Origin of the sequence: Arthrobacter sp. EPSL27, assembly GCF_001512305.1 — a bacterium.
GTDB lineage: Bacteria > Actinomycetota > Actinomycetes > Actinomycetales > Micrococcaceae > Arthrobacter.
On the sequence record NZ_LNUT01000005.1, the window covers coordinates 492,582 to 504,166 of the forward strand.

Sequence of the window (11,585 nt, forward strand, 5' to 3'; positions counted from 1 at the left end):
GCCTAAACGACTGAATCTGGCTAGGCGACTGAATCTGCCTAAGCGGCGGCGTTCCTGCGCCGCAGAAGCACCAGGAAACGCCCGGCCACGCCCACGGCCAGCACCGCCGCCATGCCCAGCACGGATGCGGGCGGCAGGGTGACGGCCAGGAGCAGGCAGCCCAGGAAGCCCAGGACGTTGAGCCAGCGCGGCGCATGCCACGGGCGCGCCGGCAGGGTGAAAGCGGCCGCGTTCGTCACCGAGTAGTAGATCAGCACGCCGAAGCTGGAGAAGCCCACCACGGTGAGCACGTTCGTGGTCAGCAGCAGGACGATCACGGCGGCCGCCACGGCCAGTTCGGCAAGGTACGGGACGGTGTGCGCGCCGCCCACCCTTGCCAGCGGGGTCGGCAGGTCGCGTTCCCGGGCCATGGCCATGGCGGTCCGGCCCACACCGGTGATGAGGGCCAGCAGCGCGCCGAGGCACGCGGCGGCGGCGCCCGCCTGGACGAACGGCGCGCCGGCGCTGAGCTGGGAGCTTGTGACGGCGTCGAGCAGCGGGGCCGTGGACGTGGCCAGCTGCTCTGCCGGCAAGTGCCACTGCAGCAGCAGCGCCAGCCCGAGATAAATCACAAAGGCCGTGCCCAGCGCTGCCAGGATGGCCCGCGGAATGGTGCGGGTGGGGTCCTTGACCTCCTCGCCGAGGGTCGCGATCCGGGCATAGCCGGCAAAAGCAAAAAACATCAGCCCGGCCGCCGGCAGCACGGCCCAGCCGCCCGCGGCGGCACTGGCGGCACCGGCGCCGGGTGCAGCGTGCGGTCCCAGGATGGCGGCAGCGGCCACAAAGGCGAGGGTGGCCAGGGTGACGCCCAGCAGGATCCTGGTCAGCAGCGCCGTCCGCGTGATTCCCAGCAGGTTGACACCGGTGAGGACCACGACGGCGGCCAGCGCCAGCGGCGTCGCGTAGTCCGGGGCAACGTAATGGCCGAACGTCAAGGCCATGGACGCGCACGAGGCCGTCTTGCCGGTCACGAAGCCCCAGCCCGCGATGAAGCCGGGCCACTCACCCAGCCGGTTCCGGCCGTAAACGTAGGTGCCGCCGCTGGAGGGGTACACAGCGGCCAGCTGGGCTGACGCCACCGCATTGCAGTAGGCGATCACCCCTGCCACCGCCACTGCGGCGGCCAGCAGGGGGCCGGCCAGGGCCGCAGCCGGGGCAAAGACGACAAAGACGCCCGCGCCCAGCATGGAGCCGAGACCGATTGCGGTGGAATCCACCACGCCCAGCCGACGCTGCAGCTGCCGGGCCGGGGGGACGTCGGGGGAGGATTCGCTCGGGTGCCGGCTAGCCATGGCTTGGGGTGCCTCTCCAACGGGTAAACTCGAACGGGATCGTTCCAGAAAGCGATCCTAGTGAACTGATTTCCCTCTGTCTTCTTCAGAAAGGCGTGCTGTGCTGCGCACACATGACCTCGGATCCCTCCGCTCCGAGCACATTGGACAAACCGTAACCCTCACCGGCTGGGTCGGCCGGCGTCGTGACCACGGTGGTGTCGCATTCGTCGACCTGCGCGACGCGTCCGGCGTCGCCCAGGTTGTGGTCCGGGAAGAAGAGGTTTTCCACGGCCTGCGCAACGAGTACGTGCTGCAGGTGACCGGCACCGTGTCCCAGCGCCCCGAGGGCAACGAGAATCCCGCGCTCCCCACGGGCGAGATAGAGGTCATGGCCGAAAAGGTCACCATCCTCAACACCTCCGATCCGCTGCCGTTCCAGATTGACGAGCACGTGGAAGTCGGCGAGGAAGCACGCCTCAAGCACCGCTATCTGGACCTGCGCCGCCCCGGCCCCGCCCGCAACCTGCGCCTGCGTTCCGAGGCCAACCGGGTGGCCCGTGAACTGCTCCACCAGGACGGCTACGTCGAAATCGAGACCCCCACGCTGACGCGCTCGACGCCGGAAGGCGCCCGCGACTTCGTGGTGCCCGCACGCCTGGCTCCCGGTTCCTGGTACGCCCTGCCGCAGTCCCCGCAGCTGTTCAAGCAGCTCCTGCAGGTGGGCGGGTTCGAAAAGTACTACCAGATCGCCCGCTGCTACCGCGATGAGGACTTCCGCGCGGACCGCCAGCCGGAATTCACCCAGCTCGACATCGAAGCCAGCTTCGTGGAGCAGGACGACATCATCCGCCTCGGCGAGAACATCGTCAAAGCCCTCTGGAAGCTGATCGACGTCGAGATCCCGACGCCGATCCAGCGCATCACCTACCACGACGCCATGGCCCGCTACGGCTCCGACAAGCCGGACCTGCGCTTCGGCCTGGAGCTCACGGAGCTGACCGAGTTCTTCAAGGACACCAACTTCGGCGTCTTCAAGGCCCCTTACGTCGGTGCCGTGGTTATGCCCGGCGGGGCCTCGCAGGCCCGCCGCGCCCTTGACGCCTGGCAGGAATGGGCCAAGCAGCGCGGCGCCAAGGGCCTGGCCTACGTCCTGTACAAGGAAGACGGCGAACTCGCCGGCCCAGTGGCCAAGAACCTCACCGACACCGAGCGTGCAGGCCTGGCTGACGCCGTCGGCGCCAAGCCCGGCGACTGCATCTTCTTCGCGGCCGGGGAAAAGACCCCGTCCCGGGCGCTGCTCGGCGCTGCCCGCGTGGAGATCGGCCACCGCACCGGCCTCATCAACCCCTCCGACTGGGCATTCTGCTGGGTGGTGGACGCCCCCATGTTCGAGCCCGCCGCAGCCGCCGTGGCCTCCGGCGATGTCGCCGTCGGTGCCGGCAAGTGGACCGCCGTGCACCACGCGTTCACCTCGCCCAAGCCCGAGTTCATGGACACCTTCGACAAGGACCCCGAGTCCGCCCTGTCCTACGCCTACGACATTGTCTGCAACGGCAACGAAATCGGCGGCGGCTCCATCCGTATCCACGAGCGCGACGTCCAGGAACGGGTCTTCGAGCTGATGGGCCTGGACAAGGAAGACGCCCAGACCAAGTTCGGCTTCCTGCTGGAGGGCTTCAAGTTCGGCGCTCCGCCGCACGGCGGCATCGCCTTCGGCTGGGACCGCGTGGTGGCACTGCTCGCCGGCGTCGAGTCGATCCGCGACGTCATCGCGTTCCCGAAGTCCGGCGGCGGTTTCGACCCGCTGACCCAGGCTCCGGCTCCCATCACGGCGCAGCAGCGCAAGGAAGCCGGCGTTGACTTCAAGCCCGAAGCCAAGAAGGCTGACGGCACCAAGTAGCTTGAAAAGATGATCGGCAGAGGCTCTCCGGGAAACCGGGGAGCCTTTGCTGTCACAGCAATCAGCTGTCCGGCGCAGGCCCGACAGCGTGGGGGACGGAAGGGCTGACATGGCGCCGGGGCTGGATATTGAGGAACTGATGGACGCCGCGTGGGCCGCCGCCGACCGGGAGGAGCACGCCGGCTGGGTGCTCCGTGCGGCTTCCGGGGTGACCCAGCGGGCCAACTCCGTCTGGCCGCGCGAACCTGGCACGGATCCGCACCTGCTTTCATCAGCTCTCCGGGAGGCACGCCTTTGGTACCGGAAACGCCGGCTCCCACTGATCTTCCAGGTCTTCGACGACCCGCGCTCCGCGCCGCTCAACGCCCTGCTGGATGAGGAAGGGTTCACCCGGCAGTCCGAGACCCTGATACTGGTCCGGGACGGCGGGACGCAGGTCCCCGCTACCGGCGGCGTCGAAGTATCCGAGACACCCACTCCGGAGTGGCTGCAGCTGTGGTGGAGTGTGGACGGCCGCGGTGGCGACACGGACCTCGCCGTCGCCCGGGGAATCCTTGAAGCGTGCCCCTCGCTGTACGCCCTCGTGCGGGAGGACGGCGGCGAGCCGGCCGCCGTCGGGCGCCTGTCCCTGCCGCCGGAAGCAGCCGGCGCGGCGGGCGGGCTGTACTGCATGGCGACGCGCCCGGACGCCCGGCGGCGAGGTTGTGCCGCCCGCATCCTGCAGGCGCTGCTGCTCGAAGGCGAAGCCCGGGGCGCCACCTACTTCTGGCTGCTGGTGATGGCCTCCAATACCGGAGCCCGGGATCTCTACACCCGCGCGGGGTTCAGGCCGGCCGGCCGCTACCTCTATCGGCAGGAACGGCCCAAGAGGCACCTCACGGGCTGCTGACCTGGTGTCAGTCTGTTGCGTCCCGGGACTCCCGGTACCGGAGAAGCCTCGAGGTGATGGCCGATGCCAGATAGAAGGACACCAGCGCATACGCTGCACCGGCTGCGATGATCGCGGGGACGCTGGCGCCGTCCATGAACAACGCACCGCACGTCAGCAGGACCGACGCCAGCCCGGCACCCCACGCGGCGGCGCGGGCCTGGCTCCTGACCGACGGGAACGGCGATTTCCAGGCCTGAACGAACAGGCCCGCGACGGCGCCGGTCGCCGGGGCCAACGCCATCCCGGCGCCGACCGGCACGCCGACCAGGATGGGGATGATCCCCAGCCCGCCCGGTCCCCAGGTCGCGGCGAGGTCGGGGTCGATGGCCCGCTGGAGGGCCGAAATTGCGCTCAGGACAGCACCGACAGCCGCGCCGGTTGCCATACCGGCAAGGATGGCCAGCAAATACAGCGGCAGCAGTAACGATCCGAGCTTCTGTCCGGCGGCTTGTGGCATTTTCCAACCCTAGCGGCCGCCGCTGAGGGTTTCCGGGGAGCCCGTCCGGCTGCGCCGCGGCCAGCCCCAATTTTGTCGGTGCGTCCTGCTTTGATGGGGGTATGGAAAGCAGCGCGGCTTTCAGTATGGAGACCCGGGAGGCGGCGGGAGCTGTCGCCGAGTCCGCTGGTGCGTTGAATGCTCTTGTTGGTGCGGTTTCTTCCGGCTTGCCCGACGGCGGGTCCGGCCCGCTGTCAGGCGCCCATCCGCAGCCGGAAGGCCGTGTGCCGGTGGGTGCTGATCCGTTGCGGGAGCGGGCGGATGCGTGTCTGGACGGTTTCGCGGAGCTGGCGCGGCTGGAGGCGCGGAGCGCGGCGTTGCGGGCCCGGATCACCGCGGAATATTTGGACGTGACCAAGGCGTTGGCGGCGCCGGAACTGCCCAGCAGCGCGCAGGAGATGGCGGAGGTCGCGGAGGTCGCGTGTGCCCTGACCGTTTCCGAACGCACCGCCGGGGCGCTGATCTCCGACAGCATGGCGCTGACGGAAAGGCTGCCGCTGACCCTGAACGCCCTGCAGACCGGGACCTTCTCGTGGCAGCACGCCCGGATCATGGTGGACGAGACGGCGAGTCTGGATGCGGCCGGGGCGGCCGTGCTGGACAGCCACTTCCTGGACCCGGCCGCACCGGACCCGGCCCGGGGCTGCCCGGCCGGGGAACTTGTCCCGGGCCGGTTCCGCGCCAAGGCGCGTACGTGGCGGGAACGCCACCACCCGGTCAGTATCGAAACCCGGCACAGAAAGTGCGCGGCGGGCCGGCGGGTCGAGTTCGTTCCGGACCGCGAAGGGATGGCCTGGTTCAACACCTACCTCCCGGCCGATACCGCGTCTGCGCTCTGGGCCCGGACCACCGCGGACGCCCGGGCCCTCCAACGCCCCGAGGAGCCCCGGACCCTGGCCCAGCTCCGCGCCGACATCGCCGCCACCCTCCTCCTCACCGGCGACATACCTGGCCTGACCCCCGCCGAGGGGGCCGGGGTCGGCAGCGGCGGGGATGATCCGGCCGTAACCGGCGGCGGCATCGCCGACGGCGGCAGGAATGACTCAGACGGAGGGACCGGGATCGGCGGCAGCCGGGATAACGGCGCCGGAAGTCTTGTGGTTGCCGGTGGTGTTCCGGTGCCGCGGGCGCAGGTGCTGGTGACTGTTCCGGTGTTCTCGCTTTTGGGGGTGACGGAGGAACCGGCGATGCTGGACGGGTACGGGCCGATTCCGCCGTCGATGGCCCGGCGCCTGGTGGCCGGCGGCGCGGATTCGTTCCACCGGGTGCTGGTGGATCCGCGGGATGGGGCGCCGCTGGAGATCGGCCGGACCAGTTACCGGGTCACCAAGTCCCTGCGGCAATGGCTGCGGCTGCGCGACGCCAAATGCTCCTTCCCCAGCTGCAACAACCCCTCCCTCGACAACGAAGCGGACCACCTGCTGGCCTGGGCCGACGGCGGGACCACCGGGATCACCAACCTCGGCCAGCCCTGCCGCAAACACCACCGCCTCAGACACACCACGGGCTGGAAGCCCGCCGGGGCCACGAAGACCAGCCCGCCGGGCTGGACCTCACCGACCGGGCGGACCTACCCCAGCGAACAACAGGACTGGGAACCACCAACCTGGCCGGACAGCATCCCGCTCACCGACGCAATCCCGGAATCCGGCGAGCCCTGGGACCAGGGCTGGGCGGCCGATCCCGGCGCCGACCCGGACCAGTGGTGGGCTCCCGATCCCGGCCGGGAACCTGAACCGGAAGGAGACCGGGAAGACCCAGGATGGGATCCCGACATGGAACTGCCCACGGATCCGTTCCCGGACTGGTACCAGTTCACCGCCGCTTGACCTCCCGTGGCGCCAGCCCGAACAACCAAGGGTGCAACGCCACGCGCGGGCCGAATCCCGGAACCGCCCCGCAGCAACTGCTCGTGAGCGGGTCAGTCGTTGATGGCCTCAACGCCAAGCCGTTTGAGTTCTTCCAGGTGATTCCGCATGTTCTGCAACATCTCGGGGGAGTGTGGCTGCCAATCCACAACTTCATCGACCACCCGCAGTGGCTCGCGGGTTCGGTAGGACCTTGTCGGGTTTCCCGGAAACCTCTTGTCCGTCAGGTTGGGGTCGTTCTCAAACGGACCCGTGGGTTCCACGCGGTAGATCCTGCCCGGTCCCTCGCCGGCCCCGAGTTCGGCGCCCCACGTGGCGGCATCCAGGGTTGCGGTCAGGTAGATGAAGTTCGCCTTTTTGTGGGCACCAAAGTTCGAACTGTAGCCCGGTTGCAGCAGGTCCCCCGGCCTCAAGTCAGCCTTCGTTCCGTGGTAAAAGGGCCCTGGATCCTTGACCTCGGGCGCCTCTGGATGGTTCTCCATTCGTTCCTCCATGACGTCGTTCTCCCAATCGCCGTCCGCGGCCGCTGACGCAAGCAGCCAGTCGGACCAAGATAGCCGCCTTCTCCGTCAGGAGGCCACGGTACGGGCGCCTGCCAGGGACGCTGATGGGGGACAGGGCCTTTCAGCACTGGAAACCCTGGGTGCGGCCAGAGAAAAATCGGAACAATCAAACCGGTGTGAACCACCTCGTCCTGAACCAATGAAAGTGACACAGTCATGCGCCCCTGCGGCCAGGTTGCCGCACCGGCCGTTCTGCGGGCGCAAGGAATGGAGGCATCCCATGAAAGTTGTTCTGGCGGAATCCGCAGCGATGATGGCCATCGGTGACGGTGTCCTCGGCGTGGTCTTTCCGGTGCAGCACTCGACCCGCTGGGAGTCCGGCCCGGAACCGTGGCGCAAGTACATGCGGATGTGGGCCGAGCATCCCGGATTGACCAGGGCCGTGAGCGCCCTGCAGATCGCCGCGGGCCTCGTGCTGGCATCGCGCCTTCCTGCAAGTCCGGCACGCAAGTAACACTGACCCCGACGCCGAGGCCGGCCCCGGGCGGTAGCTGCCGCTACGCCGGCGGGTCCGTCACCAGGATCCGCACGGCGCACAGGTCCGCGGCGGCCTTCTTCAGCACCGCGGCGCGCGGATCCGGGACGTCAAGGAAGGCCAGCCGCGGCCGTCCGGCGTACTGCTTCAGTACCGGCTCCGCAAGGACCTGTTCGGCCAGGGTCTTATCGCCCCCGGGCGCCAGGTACTCGATCCGGTGGTCCGCGAAGATGCGCGCAGCATGGCCGGCCACGGCCTCCACCAGGGCGTCGGCCTGGTTGGCCCGCCGCCGGGCAAAGCGCTGCTGGGACCAGCCGCCGGCAGCCGTCCGGGACTGGACGTGGCGGGTGCCGGTCTTTGCGGCCAGAACTGCCCCGCCGCTGACCACGGCCACGGAGTAGCCGCCGCGGCGGACCAGTACCGCGCCGATGCTCCGGGGCTGGGACGCCAGGGCTGCGAGCCGGGCCACGGCGTCGCCGCCGTGCCCGGGCCGGCCGTCCGCCGGCCACGGCGCCTGCAGCAGAGCCACGGCGCCGTCGTTGGCGCGCAGCTGCAGGCCGGCGTCGAGCTCTTCCTCGACCAAACCGCCGTGGCTCGCGGCGAAGCGCTCCACCCAGCCGGGCAGCCGGGCGCCGGAGACGAACGCCACGCGGGACTCGGTGGTGGGCATGGCGGGTGTCTCCGTTGTCGGTGTCGGGGCAGGCGGGAACTAGAAGTAGCCTATCTATGTGGATGATCTCTTTGGCGCAGGACGGGACGGCGCCGCCGCTCCCGAGGATGACGGCGACGCCGGGGAGTCAGGCGACAGCCGCCGAGTGTCCCCCCGCAGTCCCTTGGCCGTCCGGATGCGGCCGCGGACCCTCGACGACGTGGTGGGCCAGCAGCACCTCCTCGGGCAGGGGTCGCCGCTGCGCCAGCTCGCCGCCGGCACGGACGCCACCGGCCCCGCGGGCCCCAGTTCACTGATTCTCTGGGGACCTCCCGGAACCGGAAAGACAACCCTCGCCCACGTCATCGCCAAGGGCCCCGGGCGGAAATTCGTTGAACTCTCCGCCATCACCGCCGGCGTCAAGGACGTCCGCCGCGTGATGGACGAGGCCCTCACGGCCCGCGATCTCTTCAAGACCACCACCGTGCTGTTCCTCGACGAGATCCACCGCTTCAACAAGGCCCAGCAGGATGCCCTGCTTCCCGGCGTCGAGAACCGCTGGGTGGTCCTGGTCGCCGCGACCACCGAGAACCCGTCTTTCTCGGTCGTGTCGCCCCTGCTGTCCCGGTCCCTGCTGCTGACCTTGAAGCCGCTCACCGACGCCGACATCGAAGGCCTGCTGGTGCGGGCCGCGACAGATGAGCGCGGACTCGGCGGCAGGGTGGAGCTCGACGACGAGGCGCTGGCGCACTTGGTCCGGCTCTCCGGCGGCGACGCCCGGCGTGCGCTGACGGCGCTGGAGGCGGCGGCCGGCGTCGCCTTCGGGGACGCGGACGACGTCGACGCCGCCGCCGAGGTCATCGAAGGGATCGCCGCCGGCACAGCCGAAGAGGCGGCGCCGGTGAAGATCGAACTCAAGCACACGGAACGCGCACTGGACGTCGCGTCCGTTCGCTATGACCGTGCCGGCGATCAGCACTACGACGTCGCCAGCGCTTTCATCAAGTCCATCCGCGGCTCCGACGTCGACGCCGCCCTGCACTACCTCGCCCGGATGCTCGAGGCAGGGGAGGACCCCCGGTTCGTGGCCCGCCGCATCGTCATCTCTGCGGCCGAGGACGTGGGGATGGCCGACCCGACGGCGCTGCAGACCGCGGTCGCCGCCGCCCAGGCCGTCCAGCTGATCGGCATGCCTGAGGGCCGGATCATCCTGGCGGAGGCCGTGGTGCACCTCGCCACCGCCCCCAAATCCAACGCCGCCTACATGGGGATCAACCAGGCGATCGCCGATGTCCGCGCCGGCCTGGGCAACGGGATCCCCGCCCACCTGCGCGACGCCCACTACCCGGGTTCGAAGCAACTGGGCCACGGGAAGGGCTACAAATACGCGCACGACGCACCCCACTCGGTGGCCACCCAGCAGTACCCGCCGGACGACCTCGTGGGGCGCAACTACTACGAGCCGACCGCCAACGGCGCCGAACGCGACATCGCCACGCGGCTGGAGCGGCTGCGCAGGATTATCCGGGGCAAGTAACCGCAGCCCGCGTGCCGCCGCGGGTCCGGAACGGCCGGCGGGCCCGGCGTGCTAGGATTGTTCGTTGTCTGGCAAGGCACAGACGCACAATCCACCGCTTTCCGGCACCTGGTGCTGTTGAGATGGGTTTGCCCTGTGCCCAGTAGCAAAAGGCAGCGGTTGGCCGATGCTCTCCATCGTGGAGGCCAGTAACACTGACACACCGCAGATATTGGAAGGACACAAGTGGCTAACAACACTCGTGCTCGCCGTACCGCACGCCTCTCGCGTGCACTCGGCATCGCTCTGACCCCCAAGGCCGCCAAGTACATGGAGCGCCGCCCGTACGGCCCCGGTGAGCATGGCCGTGCCCGCAAGAAGCAGGACTCCGACTACGCCGTACGTCTGCGCGAAAAGCAGCGTCTGCGCGCCCAGTACGGCATCCGCGAAGCCCAGATGACCCGTGCCTTCGAAGAAGCACGCCGCACCAAGGGCCTGACCGGTGAAAACCTGATCGAACTGCTCGAAATGCGTCTCGACGCCCTCGTGCTGCGTGCCGGCTTCGCCCGCACCATCGCCCAGGCCCGCCAGCTGGTTGTCCACCGCCACATCCTGGTTGACGGCATCCGCGTTGACCGCCCGTCGTTCCGCGTCTCCGAGGGTCAGCTGATCCACGTTCACAGCCGCAGCGAAACCATGCCGCCGTTCCAGGTTGCAGCAGCCGGCGCACACCGCGACGTCCTGCCGATGGTTCCGGCCTACCTGGACGTCAAGCTTGACGCCCTGCAGGCCCGCCTGGTCCGTCGCCCCAAGCGCTCCGAGGTCCCCGTGACCTGCGAAGAGCAGCTCGTTGTGGAATTCTACGCACGCTAGATCCAACGCGACACCATACAAAGAAGCCCGTGGCACGCGCCGCGGGCTTCTTTGTATGTAAGGTACTGGGGGGAGTTCTGCGGTTGCCGGTTTTATCCGCCGGCAGCACCCGCAGGAAACGACGCAACAAGGAGATGAACGACTATGTCTGGTGGCGATATTGCCGGCCTGATCGCGGCCGGAGTGTTCGCACTGCTGGTCCTGCTGCTGGCCGTGCCGATCCTCAAGCTCGGGGGAGTGTTTGACGAAGTGCGGACTTCCATCCGGTCCATCAGCGACGGCGCCACTCCGCTGATGGACGAAGTCACCGCCACCGTCTCCACCACCAACGAGCAGCTCAAGAAGGTCGACGGGATCGCGAACAACGTCTCCGACGCGTCCGCCAACATCTCGGCACTGTCCTCGCTGATGGCCGCCACGGTCGGTTCGCCGCTGATCAAGGTCGCGTCCTTCAGCTACGGCGTGCGCGCGGCCTTCAGCGCCCGCAAGAAGCCCGCCACCGGCCGCCGCAGCCGCTAACCCACCGGGAGACCCTGACATGAACAGAATCATCTGGATGGGAATCGGCGTCGCCATCGGCGTCATCGCCTTCCGCAAGATCACCGAGGCGCAGTCCAACCTGGGACCGGAGGGCCTCAACCGGGCCGTCGGCCGGCTCGCCGACGGCGTGTACGACTTCGCCGACGCCGTCCGCGCGGGCATGAACGAGCGTGAGACCGAACTCCGCGGCGCCCTCGGCCTGGACAGCGGCCTCGACGCCCGCCTGGAGCAGGCAGCCGGCAAGGATGCAGTGCGGCGCTAGCCGCGAGAGAATAGGAAACGGCGGCACCCCACGGCGCCGCCGGCAAGGACGCAGGCCCGGGCCGTTCCGCGGAGCATCCGCGGAACGCCGAACGCAGCGGACCTAAACGCAGTGGACTCAAACGCTGTGGACTTAAACGCAGTGGACATAAACACCGTGAACACACACGCAGTGAATATTGAAGGGTAAGTAATCAGCT

12 protein-coding genes are annotated in these 11,585 nt (G+C 68.9%); 8 read left to right on the forward strand and 4 right to left on the reverse strand.

The features are described 5' to 3' along the window. Positions 1–38 precede the first annotated feature (38 nt). Complete coding sequence (locus AR539_RS13205; protein WP_066437648.1) at positions 39–1,331, reverse strand: APC family permease; 1,293 nt, start codon at positions 1,329–1,331, stop codon at positions 39–41. 100 nt (positions 1,332–1,431) lie between these two features. Here AR539_RS13205 and aspS point away from each other — a divergent pair, with 100 nt between their 5' ends. Together aspS and AR539_RS13215 are read left to right on the forward strand one after the other, a co-directional pair. Next, entirely contained in the window at positions 1,432–3,213 is a 1,782-nt protein-coding gene (gene aspS, locus AR539_RS13210) for an aspartate--tRNA ligase (RefSeq protein WP_066437651.1), read from the forward strand. Between the two features lie 109 nt (positions 3,214–3,322). Further along, entirely contained in the window at positions 3,323–4,102 is a 780-nt protein-coding gene (locus tag AR539_RS13215; protein WP_066437653.1) for a GNAT family N-acetyltransferase, read from the forward strand. Between the two features lie 7 nt (positions 4,103–4,109). Here AR539_RS13215 and AR539_RS13220 read toward each other — a convergent pair whose 3' ends face one another. Further along, positions 4,110–4,601, reverse strand: a complete 492-nt coding sequence (locus AR539_RS13220; RefSeq protein ID WP_066437656.1) for a hypothetical protein — start codon at positions 4,599–4,601, stop codon at positions 4,110–4,112. Between the two features lie 125 nt (positions 4,602–4,726). On the opposite strand from AR539_RS13220, the gene AR539_RS13225 reads away from it, so the two are divergent. Then, complete coding sequence (locus tag AR539_RS13225; protein WP_066437659.1) at positions 4,727–6,469, forward strand: HNH endonuclease signature motif containing protein; 1,743 nt, start codon at positions 4,727–4,729, stop codon at positions 6,467–6,469. 92 nt (positions 6,470–6,561) lie between these two features. Here the strand turns inward: AR539_RS13225 and arr are convergent, their stop codons facing one another. Next, positions 6,562–7,002 carry an NAD(+)--rifampin ADP-ribosyltransferase gene (gene arr, locus AR539_RS13230; RefSeq protein WP_231728612.1) on the reverse strand — a complete coding sequence of 147 codons (441 nt, stop codon included), beginning with the start codon at positions 7,000–7,002 and terminating at the stop codon, positions 6,562–6,564. Between the two features lie 289 nt (positions 7,003–7,291). Between arr and AR539_RS13235 the strand changes: the two genes are divergently transcribed. Continuing rightward, positions 7,292–7,525, forward strand: coding sequence for a hypothetical protein (locus tag AR539_RS13235; protein WP_066437665.1), 234 nt, complete (start codon positions 7,292–7,294; stop codon positions 7,523–7,525). 43 nt (positions 7,526–7,568) lie between these two features. Here AR539_RS13235 and AR539_RS13240 read toward each other — a convergent pair whose 3' ends face one another. After that, complete coding sequence (locus AR539_RS13240; RefSeq protein WP_066437670.1) at positions 7,569–8,216, reverse strand: acVLRF1 family peptidyl-tRNA hydrolase; 648 nt, start codon at positions 8,214–8,216, stop codon at positions 7,569–7,571. 58 nt (positions 8,217–8,274) lie between these two features. Here AR539_RS13240 and AR539_RS13245 point away from each other — a divergent pair, with 58 nt between their 5' ends. The 4 genes from AR539_RS13245 (at position 8,275) to AR539_RS13260 (ending at position 11,386) form a co-directional block, all read left to right on the forward strand. Next, positions 8,275–9,732, forward strand: a complete 1,458-nt coding sequence (locus AR539_RS13245; protein ID WP_066437673.1) for a replication-associated recombination protein A — start codon at positions 8,275–8,277, stop codon at positions 9,730–9,732. Between the two features lie 225 nt (positions 9,733–9,957). Then, a complete protein-coding gene (gene rpsD / locus AR539_RS13250) occupies positions 9,958–10,584 on the forward strand; it encodes a 30S ribosomal protein S4 (RefSeq protein ID WP_066437676.1) in 627 nt (208 codons plus the stop codon). Between the two features lie 144 nt (positions 10,585–10,728). Then, positions 10,729–11,103, forward strand: coding sequence for a DUF948 domain-containing protein (locus tag AR539_RS13255; RefSeq protein WP_066437678.1), 375 nt, complete (start codon positions 10,729–10,731; stop codon positions 11,101–11,103). 19 nt (positions 11,104–11,122) lie between these two features. Next, on the forward strand, positions 11,123–11,386 hold the full coding sequence (locus AR539_RS13260) for a DUF6167 family protein (RefSeq protein ID WP_231728613.1): 264 nt from the start codon (positions 11,123–11,125) through the stop codon (positions 11,384–11,386). Positions 11,387–11,585: the final 199 nt, after the last annotated feature.